The 14,309-nt window shown below is 59.2% G+C and carries 11 protein-coding genes; 9 read left to right on the top strand and 2 right to left on the bottom strand.

The window, feature by feature from the left end; translation table 11 throughout:
- Positions 1-117 precede the first annotated feature (117 nt).
- A complete protein-coding gene (locus OXI69_02690) occupies positions 118-678 on the bottom strand; it encodes a thioredoxin family protein (GenBank protein ID MDE2665039.1) in 561 nt (186 codons plus the stop codon).
- A gap of 390 nt (positions 679-1,068) precedes the next feature.
- Between OXI69_02690 and OXI69_02685 the strand changes: the two genes are divergently transcribed.
- The 3 genes from OXI69_02685 to OXI69_02675 all read left to right on the top strand — a co-directional run bounded on the left by OXI69_02685 (position 1,069) and on the right by OXI69_02675 (position 5,438).
- The gene (locus OXI69_02685; GenBank protein ID MDE2665038.1) at positions 1,069-1,998 is read left to right on the top strand and encodes a formamidopyrimidine-DNA glycosylase; all 930 of its coding nucleotides are present in this window, start codon (positions 1,069-1,071) and stop codon (positions 1,996-1,998) included.
- Between the two features lie 9 nt (positions 1,999-2,007).
- The gene (locus tag OXI69_02680) at positions 2,008-4,335 is read left to right on the top strand and encodes an HDIG domain-containing protein (protein ID MDE2665037.1); all 2,328 of its coding nucleotides are present in this window, start codon (positions 2,008-2,010) and stop codon (positions 4,333-4,335) included.
- A 392-nt stretch (positions 4,336-4,727) separates the two neighbouring features.
- Positions 4,728-5,438, top strand: coding sequence for an SUMF1/EgtB/PvdO family nonheme iron enzyme (locus OXI69_02675; GenBank protein MDE2665036.1), 711 nt, complete (start codon positions 4,728-4,730; stop codon positions 5,436-5,438).
- A gap of 57 nt (positions 5,439-5,495) precedes the next feature.
- Here OXI69_02675 and OXI69_02670 read toward each other — a convergent pair whose 3' ends face one another.
- Positions 5,496-7,088, bottom strand: a complete 1,593-nt coding sequence (locus OXI69_02670; GenBank protein ID MDE2665035.1) for a S41 family peptidase — start codon at positions 7,086-7,088, stop codon at positions 5,496-5,498.
- A 290-nt stretch (positions 7,089-7,378) separates the two neighbouring features.
- Between OXI69_02670 and OXI69_02665 the strand changes: the two genes are divergently transcribed.
- From OXI69_02665 to eda, 6 genes are all read left to right on the top strand, one after another.
- Positions 7,379-8,680, top strand: coding sequence for a nodulation protein NfeD (locus OXI69_02665; protein ID MDE2665034.1), 1,302 nt, complete (start codon positions 7,379-7,381; stop codon positions 8,678-8,680).
- A gap of 13 nt (positions 8,681-8,693) precedes the next feature.
- Complete coding sequence (locus OXI69_02660; protein MDE2665033.1) at positions 8,694-9,461, top strand: slipin family protein; 768 nt, start codon at positions 8,694-8,696, stop codon at positions 9,459-9,461.
- A 197-nt stretch (positions 9,462-9,658) separates the two neighbouring features.
- The gene (locus tag OXI69_02655; GenBank protein MDE2665032.1) at positions 9,659-10,330 is read left to right on the top strand and encodes an SPOR domain-containing protein; all 672 of its coding nucleotides are present in this window, start codon (positions 9,659-9,661) and stop codon (positions 10,328-10,330) included.
- Positions 10,331-10,619: 289 nt separating this feature from the next.
- Positions 10,620-12,203, top strand: a complete 1,584-nt coding sequence (gene lnt, locus OXI69_02650) for an apolipoprotein N-acyltransferase (protein ID MDE2665031.1) — start codon at positions 10,620-10,622, stop codon at positions 12,201-12,203.
- A gap of 167 nt (positions 12,204-12,370) precedes the next feature.
- Complete coding sequence (locus OXI69_02645) at positions 12,371-13,525, top strand: PfkB family carbohydrate kinase (protein MDE2665030.1); 1,155 nt, start codon at positions 12,371-12,373, stop codon at positions 13,523-13,525.
- Positions 13,526-13,641: 116 nt separating this feature from the next.
- Positions 13,642-14,289 carry a bifunctional 4-hydroxy-2-oxoglutarate aldolase/2-dehydro-3-deoxy-phosphogluconate aldolase gene (gene eda / locus OXI69_02640; GenBank protein MDE2665029.1) on the top strand — a complete coding sequence of 216 codons (648 nt, stop codon included), beginning with the start codon at positions 13,642-13,644 and terminating at the stop codon, positions 14,287-14,289.
- Positions 14,290-14,309: the final 20 nt, after the last annotated feature.

The following is a 14,309-nucleotide window of genomic DNA, read 5'->3' as shown; positions in this document are numbered from 1 at the left end:
GCTTTGCCTCTCCAAAGAAACGCCGCCCCACGTCACAATCACCCGCCGCCGCATTCGCGGCTAAATGGAACCCCCGGGCTGGCGCCCGGGGGTTTTTCGTTTCAGGATTCCTTCCGCTCAATTGGCTTTCCACTTGATGTTGCAGCCGATGCTGGGCATCTGGGTTGTTGAGACCGGGGTCCCCGATAGCACGGCATCCATGGCTTCCCTCAGATCCCTGCCCGTGACCGGTTCATCGTTCTCGGGCCGACTCCCATCCAACTGACCCCGATAAACCAGCTCCCGTTGGCCGTCAAAGAGATAGAAGTCGGGCGTGCAGGCCGCCTGGTAGGCCCGGGCTACCTCCTGACTTTCGTCATAACAGTAGGGGAAGGTAAAGCCGAGTTCCTCCGCCATGGCCTTGAGGTTGGCAGGTGCATCATCAGGGTAGGTCTCGGCGTCATTGGAACTGATGGCCACAATGCCCACGTTCCTGGTGCTATAGTCGCTGCCCAGACGGGCCAACTCCTCCTGGATATGCACCACGAAGGGACAGTGCCGGCAGATGAACATCACCAGAAGCGCCTCCTTGTTCGCAAAACTGCCGAGCGTGACCGTGTCTCCCGACACGACATCCGGCAGCTGAAAATCGGGCGCTGGCGATCCCAGTGCGATCATGATTGAAGGTGTCAAGACCATAATATCGGCTCCTTTGATTTTGTGTCCGGCGAACGTCCTTCCATTTGGACTGCAATCAAGAATAGCGCGCCGGGTGCCTGCGAAACAAGATCCCATCGGGGGATTCCTCCGTCCCGGATTGCCGGTCCTTCATCCCGGCGCCATCCCCCATCCGTGGCTTGATCACAATGCAACACGTTAATAGGACACAACTTGACCGTCATGGACGTCGGTGCTAGTGTTCTGTCTCAGGAATCGGGTTGCCAAATTGCGGAGCGCGACGGCCTCGGATTCAAGAAGCGACGACCAGGCGATGCCCGTTCAGTGTGAGGAGGAGCAATACTGAGGGCGGCGCCGGTCCAGCTCAACTTCCATCGGAGACGTTAATTATAGTTGGGAGACAGGAAACCGGTGCCCGAGCTACCCGATATTGTTGTTTACCTCGAATCTCTCCAGGCCAGAATACTTCACCAACGCTTGGAGCGGATTCGTATCGCCAGTCCGTTTCTGCTCCGAACCGTCTCGCCGCGGCCGGAAGAAGTGGAGAATCACCGGGTCGTGGGGTTGTGCCGAATGGGGAAAAGGGTGGTCATCGAGCTGGAGGGAGCCGTCTTTCTGGTCTTTCACCTGATGATTGCCGGGCGCTTCCACTGGAAAGAGAAGCCTATGCGAACCTGGCGAAGAAGTGACCTGGCGGCGTTGGACTTTTCCACCGGTTCGCTTCTCCTGACCGAACCGGGTTCCAAGAAACGGGCCTCTCTCCACCTCGTGAAAGGGAAGGACGCCTTGGCCAAACATGACCCGGGCGGCATCGAGCCGTTGAACGTCGATTTCGACACCTTTCGGCGACGCTTGACCCTTGAGAATCACACCCTGAAACGCTCCCTGACCGACCCTCGCATCCTGAGCGGCATCGGAAACGCCTATTCCGACGAAATTCTCCATCGAGCTCAACTCTCACCCCTGGCCCTCAGTCAAAAACTGACAGAAGGGGAAGTCCGGCGTCTTTACCTGGCTGTGCGGGAGACCCTGGAATACTGGCTGAACAAGCTGCGGGACGAACTCCAGGGAGGCTTTCCCAAACGGGTCTCTGCCTTTCGGGAAGGCATGGCCGTACACGGCCGATTTCGCAAACCCTGTCCCCGGTGCGGGGCCCCGGTACAGCGGATCGTCTATGTCGGAAACGAAGCCAATTATTGCAGCCCCTGTCAGACCCGAGGAAAGCTGTTGGCCGATCGGGCGCTCTCCCGGCTCTTGAAACGGGACTGGCCACGGACTCTGGAAGAGCAAGAGTCCCGACGGGCATCCCTGACGGCAGAGCCGGCAGGCCCGGCCGGCTAACGAGGTCTCATGAAAGTCATCAGTCTGAGGACAAAGGGCAGTTCCAGTGATCCCCTGGGATCGAGGTCGGACCAGGTGAGCCCCGGCCGGATACCGGGTCTGATCCTGCTCCTGGTCGTGTTGACAGGCGTGCTCACCTTTTTTTGCTCGACCTACAGGATTTTCAGCCTGCCCGAGTATCGGGTGGGAGACATTGCCACCTCCGATATCCTGGTCCCGGCGGATGTTCCGATGCAGGACGAAGAAGCCACCAGAATCCGACAGGAGGAAGCCCGAAACGCTGCTCTTCCCGTATATCGCCATTCCGTCAACCAGGCCCAGGCCCGAATCGAACGGATTTGCCGACTGTTTTCCACACTGAGAAGCCAACTGAAACCCCTCAACCCGAACGGTTCACCGGGGGCGGGCTGGAGCTTCGACAAGCTGCCGCCGGAAATCCAGGCAAGCCTCGGAGAACAGTTGAGGCGACTGATGCCGGAGTCCAATCCGGAATCCGCCGCCAGGTTCCTGTCCGGCACTGGATTCAGCCAACCCCTGCAACAGGCTCTGGAGCAAGCGCTTCGCAAGGCCAACAGTTCCTTGGTGATTGAAAGCGCGAGGGATCTGATTCGGGAACAGGGGAGCATCCACGTCCTTTCCGGCACCGGTTCGGGAGAAAGAACGACGATACCGGTGGACCAGGTCAAGACCTTGGACAGCATCCGTCAGGAAGTTGACACCTGGCTGCCGGCGCTGCTGCGATACCACGAACTCCCGCTGCAACCGACGAGCAGGCTGGTCGGTGACCTGCTGCAACCCAATCTTTCCTATGACGTTGAGGCCACCCAGGCCACCCAACGCGAAGCGGTGGCCAATGTTGACCCGGTCTTCGTCATTCTCAAGAAGGGCAAGGTGGTCGTTCGCCAGGGAGACGAGATTGGTTCGGGGCAACTACGACAGATCGAAGCCATTGGCAACCTTCCCCGGGAGTCCTCGTCGCCGGCGCAAGTCGTCAGCCTGGCGCTGCTTATCGGTTCGCTTCTGGCCGTGTTCGGGTACCTGCTGAGGAACCTGTGGCCGACGCAGTGGAATTTCATGAGACTGGCAGTGCTGGCCGGCACCGTTCTGGTCACTCAGACCATCGTTCTCAAGGTGTTTGGATTTGTAGGCGAGGCTCTCAGCGAGTCCCTCAGCCTTAGCTTTGCGGGATTCCCCGACAACGACGAGGCCTATTTCTTTTTTGCTCTGCCTTTTGCACTGGGGGCGATGCTGGTCACCATCCTGGTGGATGACCGTGCCGGTCTGATCTTTTCCCTGCTGTCAAGCATTCTGGCCGTACTAACCCTGGGTAGCGACATCTATGGTTTCTTCTATGTGCTGATGTCCAACCTGATCGGCATTCTCACCATACGCAGCGCCGTGCAAAGAGTGGGTTTCGTGGGCGCCGGGTTCAAGCTCGGATCGGCCGCCATCGGCCTCTTCGTGGTTCTGCAGTACGCCAAGCTGGCTCCGTTCGACTTGGGCACCGGCTTTCTGGGGGCTACGTTGGCCCTGTTGTCCGGACCGATCAACACCGGGCTGCTGGTCTTCCTGTTGCCTCTGTTCGAGAGATTCTTCATGGTCACTACCATCATGAGGCTGCAGGAACTCGGGAACGTCAACCTGCCGCTGATTCGTGAGCTGATCCTGAAGGCCCCCGGAACCTACAACCACAGCGTCGCGGTCGGAACGCTCTCCGAAGGAGCCGCCGAGGCCATCGGACTAAACCCGGTATTTGCCCGCGTCGCCTGTTTTTATCACGACATCGGAAAAACGATTCATCCCGAATATTACGTGGAGAACCAGCGGGGCGAGAACATCCATGACCGCATCAGCCCCGAGGAAAGCGCAAAGCTGGTTGTGCGGCACGTGACCATGGGCATCCGAATGGCTCGAGCCGCCAAACTGCCTTCCTCGATGATCGACATCATTCCCCAGCACCACGGCACCAAGCTCTTGACCTATTTCCACGAGAAGGCCAAGGCAAACGCGGCTGGACGCGACGAAGTCCAGGAGGCTCGCTTCCGCTATCCGGGTCCCAAGCCGCAAACGAAGATGGCGGCCATCATCATGCTGGCCGACGCCGTGGAGGCGGCTGCCAGAACACTGGATGACCACTCCCAGGAAAAGTTGCTGGAGTTGATTCAAAAGATCGTGGCCAGTACAACCGAGGATGGACAGCTATCGGAGTGTGACATCACCCTGGCTGAAATCGACCGCATTGCCTTCAGCTTCCTCGAGACCCTTTCCAGCGTCTACCACGCCCGCATCACCTATCCCGGATTCGAGTTCGAACGCACCCAGGAATCCGCACCCTAGTGTCCTGTCTCAGACCGACGAGCAGACAAAGAGAGATAGCCACGAAGGGGCACGAAGGACGACGAAGGAACACGAAGAAAAACGACAGAGTGGGCTTGTCATCGTTTACCCTCAGCCAAGCGTATTGGCTATCCATGTGTTACTTCAATTTCTTGTTTAACGTGGGAGCCTTTTGCACAATTCGGCAGCGGGATGCTTACCGGGAATGGCCACAAAAGGCACAAAAAACACATAGAGAGCAGAACGATCTCAGAAAATTCGTTTTGTGCTTTTTGTGGTTAACAAGCATGGCTCACCAGGTCGCACCCGATATCGAAAAAGGTAGAACATCCCGTTTGCCGGCACAATGACCTGACCCGCTGCCAATTTTGCGAAGGGCTCAGAATAACAGTATGAGCAGGATCACCAGCCACATTCCAACCGTGGTGGCGTTGCCAGCCGGCGAGTATCTCATGGGCTGCGAGCAGGGGCGTGCGGACGAGCGACCGGTTCATCGCGTCAAGGTCGATGCCCTTGCCATGGGCATTACGACAGTGACCAACGAGCAATACCGGTTCTTTGTGAATCGAATCGGGGGACTGATGCCCGAATCGTTCCTCGAGTCCCGGTTCAGCCATCCGCGACAGCCCGTGGTGTCGGTCAGTTGGCTGGAGGCGACCGACTATTGCAGTTGGCTGAGCGAGTGGACCGGCCAAACCTGGCGCCTGCCCACCGAGGCCGAGTGGGAATGGGCCATTCGCCAGAATCGGGAAGGATGCTTGTATGCCTGGGGCGATGAAGATCCTTCCGAATTCGAGTTGTACCGCACTGGTTGGCGGGACCGGCGCCCGCAACCGGTGGCAATGCGGCCGCCCAACCGATTCGGCCTCTATGACCTGGGCGACAATGTCCACGAGTGGTGCCTGGACTGGTATGCGCGCGACTTCTACCAGCGGTCACCCGGCGACAATCCCGTCAATCGGGACGAGACCCATCGCCGGGCATCTCGGGGCGGAGCCTGGCGCCACCAGATCAAGGTGAGCCGCTGCGCCGCCCGCAGTAGTCTGGATCCCTCCTACAAGTACACCGATTATGGATTTCGAGTGGTAAGGGTCCTCGGCTGACCCGAGTTTACCTGGGCCTCCTCAGGATGAGTGCCGCCTCCGGCGAGGAGCAGGACACTACTCCCCACCCGATCGGTCGCGGCTGAGGAGCAGTTCGGCCCGGGGCAGGGATGCCAGGGCTTGAACGACCTGTGGATCGCCTTCCAGTTCCACTTTCATGCTCTGCTTGGTCTGCAGGGAAAGGAGCAACAGCCGGCTGCGAAGGGTGCGCTGGATGAAAGGAAGGTGGTCGTCAAACTCCCGCTCGGAATGAATCATTTCCCGTGCAGCCAGATAGTCACGCAATTCCCCCAGCACCAAGGGGCTGACAATTGCCGTGGCGGCAAGCACCGGATACCTGGCCTTGAATTCCCGGGCAAAAGCAAAAAGGAGATGTCGAGACAGCAGGCGATGCTGAAAGGATGTCAAGGAGACCGAGTCAGTCAAGACGTCCGGAAGGATACCGCCCCCGCCAGGTTCGAAAGGAATGCCCTCAGCCCCCTGGCTGGCGCGCGGACGGCGCCTCCCCAACCCTTCGACCAATTTCAGATACTCCAGGAGAGAGCGATTCTTGTAGTTGCGCTGAATCATGCGTCCGTTGGGCGTGAACCACTTGGCGGTCGTCAGGGAAAGTCCATTGCCACCGCTCAGTGGGAAAACCGTCTGCACCAGTCCCTTGCCGAAACTGTTTTCTCCGACGATGATTCCCCGCCGGGCATCCTGAATGGCTCCCGCCAGAATTTCGGCCGCACTGGCCGTCTGCTCATTGATCAAGACGACCATCGGATAGGGTTCCCGATCGTATCCGCGAGTGGCCAGATACTTGACATTGGCGTTGGGAAGCCTCCCCTTGGTGATCAAAATGACCTGGTTTACATCCAGGAAGCGATCGGCTACCCCGATGGCGCTTTGCAGGTTTCCTCCCGGATTGTCCCGCAAGTCCAGGACAAGACCCTGTAAATCGGCTTGGAACGGCTTTAGCGCCTGGTCAACCTCATCTTCGGTGGTTGCCGTGAAAGCCACCAGTTGCAGGTACACCACCCCGGGCAGGATGGCATAACAGAGAGGCAGGCTGGGTTCGGGTATTTCCTTTCGAAGAACCTGGAGGCCCAAGGAGCGATCGACACCTATCCTCTCGATCAGGACCTCGACCGGCGTGTCCCGCGGGCCACGCAACAGGCTCACCACCTCCGCTCCGGCACGTTCTTTGGTGGAGATTCCGTCAACCGAAAGGATGACATCCCCAGGGCGGATTCCGGATTCCTCGGCCGGCGACCCTGGATTCGTCGAGAGCACCATCATCTTCCCGTCCGCCGGCGCCACGCGTACACCGATTCCGGAGTAGTTGCCTCCCTGGTAGGAGCGCAGTTCGCCGAAGGTCTTGGGGTCGTAAAAACTGGAATGCGGATCCAGGCGGCCCAGCATGCGCTGAATCGACCGGGCGATGGCTCGATTCACATCTATCGGCTCCGCATACCCGTTTTCCACAAGGCTCAACACCGCCCCATAGGCTTCCAGCTGGCGATAGAACGATTTCGGAAAAGAGAGCTTGGCTTCCTGGGTCTCGGGAGAAGACTCACCACTCGAGAGAAAGACCGACGAATCTGCGAACAGCAGGGCGCAGACAAGTAGCGCCGCCGTTGCCGCTTTGACTGATGCCTGTCGAGTCACTTTGGGAACCGACCGATCCGTGCCAGGGAGTTACCTGGTCGATTGTAACCCGCAATGCCACCTCGAGCGCCGGATACCTGAACAAAGGCGCTTTGTCCACGGCAGCTTGATAGGCCGAATTCCGGGGATTGCGAGCCTCAAGACGTTGCGGTGAACTGCACTGCGCGGTAGTTCCAGATGGCCCGGTAAGCGGTTCGCAACTCTGTTATAATCTGCACCAAGCGGGGTTTTCGGGCAGGCGAGTTGCTGAAGTTCCAGATGAATTCGAAATGGTGTTTACGGGGATTCGCATGACCAGGCAGGGACTCGGGATAGTCTTGCTGGCAATTCTGGCGGCCGCCGGTCCTTCGGCCGAGGCGGTGGTGCTCACTCTGGAGGTTGATGACGTCATTCATCCCGTGATTGCGGAGTACATCGATCGTGGGCTGGAGCAAGCTGAAGAGGAAGGTGCTACGGCCGTGATCATCCAGATGAATACTCCAGGAGGCTTCGACTCCTCCATGCGGGAAATCATCGAGAAGATATTGCGGTCGGAGACTCCCGTGCTCGTTTTTGTCGGTCCCAGCGGCGCCAGAGCTGCATCCGCCGGATTCTTTATCCTCTTGTCGGGAGACCTGGCCGTCATGGCCCCGGGCACCAACACCGGAGCCGCTCATCCCGTGCCCCTGGGCGGGGGCAAGTTGGATGAAGTCATGCAGAAGAAGGTGGAAAACGATGCTGCCGCCTATATCCGCAGTTTCGTGGCCCAACGCGGCCGTAACGTCGAATTGGCGGAGAAAGGGGTAGTGGAGAGCCTGTCCTTCACCGAAGAGGAAGCGCGGCAGGGCAATCTCATCGACGGCATTGCCCACGACCTGAACGAGATTCTCACAAAATTCGACGGAAGGGAGATTCAGCGTTTCGACGGCCAAAAACAGGTTCTGCAGTTGAAGAACGAACGGCTGAAGGCGTTTGAAATGACGGCTCGCCAGAAGGTCCTCTCAAAGGTGCTGAACCCCAATATTGCACTGATTCTGGGCCTGATCGGCCTGCTCGGGCTCTACATCGAATTCAGCAATCCCGGTCTGATCTTTCCCGGTGTGGTCGGCGGGGTCTGTATCTTCCTGGCGCTGGTGGCATTCAATATCCTGCCCATCAACCTCCTGGGAGTGGTGCTGATCCTGGCAGCCATCGTTCTCTTCGTTCTGGAGGCAAAAGTGACCAGCTACGGACTGCTGGCTTCTCTTGGAATCGCCGTCATGATCCTCGGTTCCTTGATCCTCATCAACTCGCCACTCCCCGAGTTGCGGGTACAATTGATCACGGCCGTGGGAATTACCCTCCCCTTTGCCGCCATCACCATCTTTCTCATGCGGCTGGTCATTCTGGCCCACCGCAACAAGTCGGTGACCGGCAAAGAGGGCATGGTCGGAGAGATCGGAACGGCGTTGACCGACATCGGCTCCCAGGGCAAAGTGCAGGTCCACGGCGAGATCTGGCAGGCCAGCAGCCCTCAGCCGATCGAATCCGGCAACCGGGTCCGAGTGGTAGCGGTGGAGGGACTCAACATCCAGGTGACCCGGGCAGACGGTTCCGGGGCTCCCTCGAGCTGAAAAGGAGAGACTCATGTTCGAATTCGATTTGATTTCAGCCCCGGGTCTCTTTGGGCTGCTGCTGGTAGTCATCGTCCTTTTCAACTCCCTGCACGTCCTGCGGGAATACGAGCGCGGAGTCATCTTTCGCTTGGGGCGCCTGTTGCCGCAGCCCAAGGGACCCGGCCTCATCATCGTATGGTGGCCCATAGACCGAATCGTCAAACTGGAGTTGCGAGTGGTGACTCTGGATGTGCCGCCGCAGGACATCATCACCAGCGACAACGTGTCGGTCCAGGTCAACGCCGTCGTCTACTTTCGCGTGATGGACCCCTTGAAGGCAGTGGTGGAGGTCGAGAACTACCTCTATGCCACCTCCCAGCTTGCCCAGACCACTCTGCGTTCGGTTCTCGGCGAAGTGTCCCTGGACGATCTGCTCAGCCGGCGCGAGACCCTGAACGTCCGGTTGCAAAGCATCCTGGACCAGCACACCGATCCCTGGGGCATCAAGGTCGGAACGGTCGAGGTGAAGCAAGTGGACCTTCCCCAGGAAATGCAGCGGGCCATGGCCAAGCAGGCCGAAGCGGAACGAGAACGGCGAGCCAAGATCATCCACGCCGATGGAGAGTTCCAGGCCTCGGAAAAGCTGGCTCAAGCCGCCGAGGTGGTGGCCAAGGAGCCGGTGGCCCTGCAGTTGAGGTATCTGCAAACACTGACCGACATCGGAGTCGAAAGAAACACCACCCTGGTTTTTCCGCTGGCGATCGACATCCTGGAGCCCTTTCTGAAAAAGAGCAAGTAGCGCCTTTTGCAAATTTCGGCAGCGAAACGTTTGTCGGAAATGGCCACAAAAGGCACAACCTCAGGTTTGCCGCCAAGATGACCTGCCCGCTACGAATATTGCAAAGCATTCAGTAGTTGGTCTTATTCCAGGCAGTAAATGGGTGAGCGGTCAATTTCCCGGCAGGAGCCGACCAGCAGCGGTAAGGAGGCGATTTCATGGAGAGGAGCCCTGAGAACAAGGAGCTGCGGCTCGACAACCGGCATTTGCTGCTCTTTTTCCTAGGGGCCGTCCTGATCTGTGCCAGTTTTTTTGCCCTGGGTTTCTGGATGGGACGCGGACAGGCCGGGGAAGCAACGCTGTCTTTCGGAGAGGGAGCCCAGTCCAGACTGACGGCTTCGAGTGCTGTGAGCCCACCCAGGGGCACAGAGGGAACCCGGGCATCTTCTCAGGGAGGGACCGACGGGGCGGGATCCACCATGCAGGACCCGGCAGGCCCACCGGACTTGCGAAAGGAACTGGACTTCTACAGCGCCGTAAAGGATCAACGCGTGGATGAGAACTTCAGTCCGCGCGCTTCCGGAAAGGAGAAGCCAAAACAGGCTCGCCAGCCGTCCAGGGCTCGCGGAGCTTCTTCCGGTTCCGCTGCCAACGCCGGGGGGTTGCTCCATTTGCAAGTAGCCGCTCTTCGGAAACGCGCCGATGCCAATCGCCTGGCCGACGAGCTGCGGGGCAAGGGATACCCTGTGGTGGTGTTATCTCCGTCAAAGGCCGAAAACCCGCAGTGGATCCGGGTCAAGGTTGGACCCTATCGCAGCACCCGGGAAATATCCCAAGTCAAAGCCCGGCTGGCCCGGGACGGTTATGATTCCATTCTGCGGCGCCAGTGAAACGAATCCCGCATGCCCTTCTTTCTGAAGACCATTCGTGTTCTCCTTGCCTAGCCCGCATTTCTCACCACGGGGCGTGATGATGGCGCAGTCATTTCCCCCTCAGCGCGTGCTCGGGAGCGAAGAGCGTAGCGGTTACTACGGTCGAGCGAGCATGGATGCGCTGAGGGGAAAAGGACAAGCCAGGGCACGCCCAGCGCCGTGTGTAACCGCAAGACGTACCAATCAGACCCATGAGGTGCTGAAAATAGATGGACTTTCCTCTATGAATCGAGCGGCCTGGTGAGAAATGCGGGCTAGCCCCTTCAGGGCCTACCGAGCGGCCGGCCTGGCCATTCTCAGTGGCGTCCTGCAGATCCTTCTCTTCCCCAAGTTTTCCCTGTCCTGGGTGAGCTGGGTCGCCCTGGTTCCCTTGTTGATCGCCCTCTTCCGAGAAACTTCCTGGAAGCGGGCGCTGTTGCTGGGGTGGATCTTCGGTGTCGTTTTCTTTTCCGGATGCTGCTACTGGATCCTGGACGTACTGCAAGGCTACGGCGACATGCATTGGTCGGGAGCCCTTTTGCTGTTTGGTCTCCTGATCGTCTACCTGTCTCTGTTCCCCGGTCTGTTCGCCTGCGCATTTTCCGAGACTTCGCTGAAATTTCCCGGAGTCTGCTTCCTGCTGGCCCCGTGCCTATGGGTTGCCACGGAATACCTTCGGGGATACCTTTTGACCGGATTTCCCTGGTGCCTGACGGGCTACGGGCTGATAGACAACACCTCCCTGTCCCAGATCGCCACCTTCACCGGGGTCTACGGACTCTCCTTCCTGGTGGTTTTGATCAACGCTTCCATCGCCGGCCTTTTCTTCCGGTCCAAGCCGGCCCTCCTGAGCCTGCCGGTGACCCTGGCGTTCCTGGGGGTTCTGATGTGGGTGGGAACAAAGCCACTCGACACCAACCACGCCGGGGAGGCTCACGCCCGCCTGGTGCAGACCCATATTCCTCTGGATCACCCCTGGGACCCACAATCGCAAAGCCGGCTGCTGGAAGAGTTGATCGAGCTGTCTCTGTCGCCCCCGATCCAGGATTCGGCAAACACCCCTGCAGCCGACCCACCGCTGTCCGCACCGCATCGGGCAAGCCTCCTCGTTTGGCCGGAGACTCCGGCGCCGTTCTATTTTCATGAGGATCCATCGTTCCGAAGAAATATGAACCGGCTGGCAGAATCTTCCGGCTCCTCGCTGCTGTTCGGATTCGTAGACTGGCCTTCGGGAGATGATGGTTCCCACACGGGCCCTTACAACAGCGTCGGGACGATGTCTCCTGACGGGGATTTGATTGCCCAGTACGACAAAATACACCTGGTTCCGTTTGGGGAATACGTTCCCTGGTCCTGGCTGTTCTTCTTTGTGGAAAAGATATCCACCGGGGTAGGGGACTATCAGCCCGGCAGCCGGGTGGTCGTCTCGCGTTTGGAATCCGGAGAAAAGGTGGGGGTCTTCATTTGTTATGAGGCGATCGTGCCCAACCTGGTACGCCGCTTTGTGGCGGAAGGAGCCGAGGTTCTGGTCAACATCACCAACGACGCCTGGTTCGGCAACTCGGCCGCTCCCCACCAGCACCTGCTAATGGCTCGTATGCGGGCCGTCGAGAACCGGCGGTACCTGCTGAGAGCCGCAAACAGCGGGATCAGCGCCGTCATCGACCCAAAGGGGAGAGTCCTCTCCAGCACCGGCCTCCATCGCCGTACGGTGCTGGATGGTGGCTTCCGCTTCCGACAGACACCCACCTTCTATTCCCGGAATGGAGACCTCTTTGCCTGGCTCTGTCTGGCGCTGAGCCTGATCCCGAGCGTTACAGCAAGCAGATGGTACCGTTCGAATGATCACTGACCTGTAGTCCTTTCTGTTTTTAAGTGCTGCGGTTATGATGAGGCGCTGCCGGTCCGACTCGCATTTCATGCCGAGAGGTAGTGACACTACAAGACTTCCGATCGGCATTGGCTTGATCACCGCCGATCACGGCCGGGCGGAATGACGGACCCGAAGGAGGAAATCCCATGCCAGGAGAGGTGAGGTTCGATATCACCAAGGATGATCTGTCCGGGTTGCAGGGCAGCGGCCCGGTCTTTGTGACCTTTGGAGAGGTTCTGGTGCGGGAGACGCCGGGCGACCTGGAGCGCCCCGAACGGACCCGTTTGGTCCATCTGTCCCTGGCGGGAAGTGAATTTACACTGGCCACCGCCGTCAGCCGGTTCGGCGTTCCCTCCGCCTACATCACCCGCGTTCCGGCAAACCCCTACGGCTTTGCAGTGCGAAATGCCGCTCGGGAGCAGGGCATCGACACCGGCAACATGGTCTGGGCTCCCAAGACCGAACCCATTGGCCGCCTGATCTATGAAATCGGTCGCACGCCGCGTCGAAACATCGGAATCTACCAGCGCATGTACTCGGCGGCATCCAGACTGGGGGCCGGAATGGTGAATTGGCACGAGGCTCTGAAAGACGCCCGGCTGTTCCATACCTCCGGAATCACCTTCGGCTTGGCCGGCCATAGCCAATATGAACGCAACTACAACCTGGAAGCACTCCAGGAAGCACTTGAGAACAAGCCTCCCAACTGCTTGGTTGGAATGGACTTCAACTATCGCGGGACCTTGTGGTCACCCGCAGAGGCCTGCGAGGTTCTGACACCCATCGCCACAGACCACGTGGACGTGCTCATCACCACCATTGAGGACATGGCCAGGCTCTACGGGATGAGCTTGGGAAGCTGTTCCGCCAAACAGATCGTCGACGGCGACCTGGGGCCCATCGACGATGACGATCTTCGCGCCTTTGCCGGCCAGGTAAGGGACCGATTTCAAGCCCGGATGGTGGCCATCACCATCCGCTATCCGGACAACTTCGAGCAACACCGCTGGGAGTCGGCAGCCATCGATTCTCAGGGGCGTTTCTTTCGTTCGCCTGCCGAAAGACCCATTACCCTGTGGGATCGCCTGGGTGGCGGGGACACCTGGAACGCCGGATTCTACTACGGCCTGCTCACCTCGGGATTCAACCGGGAAGGAATGGAGAAAGGGGTCCTGACCGGAGATGCCGCCACCCGCCTGAAACAGACCCTGATGTTCGATCTTCCCATTGTCGACAAGGCGGAAGTTCAGGCGCTGCTGAGATCGGACGTGCTGGGCGGCGGGAAACGTACGTCCCGCTAATGGATGCCAGACTGCTTTGGGAATACTGGAACACGGGACACTCAAGTTACTGAAATGAAGTGGTTTTTATCACTTACCGGCGGCCCGTCAAGAAAGCATGCCGGAGGGCGTTCACCATGACCAAGGACCAAAAGCTGGACCTGATGAGGCAGACGGGATTGATTGCCATTATGCGGGCGGACAGTTCCGATCAGTTGATTGCCGCTGCTGACGCCATAAGGGCAGGCGGCGTGCGGGCCATCGAGGTCACCATGACCACTCCGGGTGCCATTGAGACCATTCGTACGGCCAGCCGGCGATACCGCGGGGAAACCCTTTTTGGAGCAGGCACGGTACTCGACCCCGAAACGGCTCGTGCCGCCATTCTGGCCGGGGCCGACTTCGTGGTGGCGCCGACCCTCAACCCGGAAATGGTGGCGCTCTGCCTCAGGTACGGCGTACCGGTGTTTCCGGGCTGCTACACCCCCACCGAAATGCTGACCGCCTGGGAAGCGGGCGCCTCCATGATCAAGCTGTTCCCGGCGGACGTTGGCGGACCCGCTTACATCAAGGCCATTCGGGCGCCACTGCCCCAACTGGAGATCGTTCCGGTCGGAGGAGTGAACCTGGATACGGCAGCCGACTTCATCAGAAACGGAGCTGCTGTGCTGGGGGTCGGAAGCAGCCTGATCAACCAGAAGCTGCTCGACTCGGGCAACATGGAGGACCTGCGCCGCCGCGCGGCGGCTTTTGTGGCTGAGGTCGCAAAAGGCCGAACCTCCTGAACCCGGCCAGCGGGGCGACC

It is taken from the genome of Acidobacteriota bacterium (assembly GCA_028875575.1).
In the GTDB taxonomy this organism is placed as follows: Bacteria; Acidobacteriota; Terriglobia; order Versatilivoradales; family Versatilivoraceae; genus Versatilivorator.
Note: the sequence above shows the minus strand (reverse complement) of the source record. Positions and strands in the feature narration are given on the sequence as shown.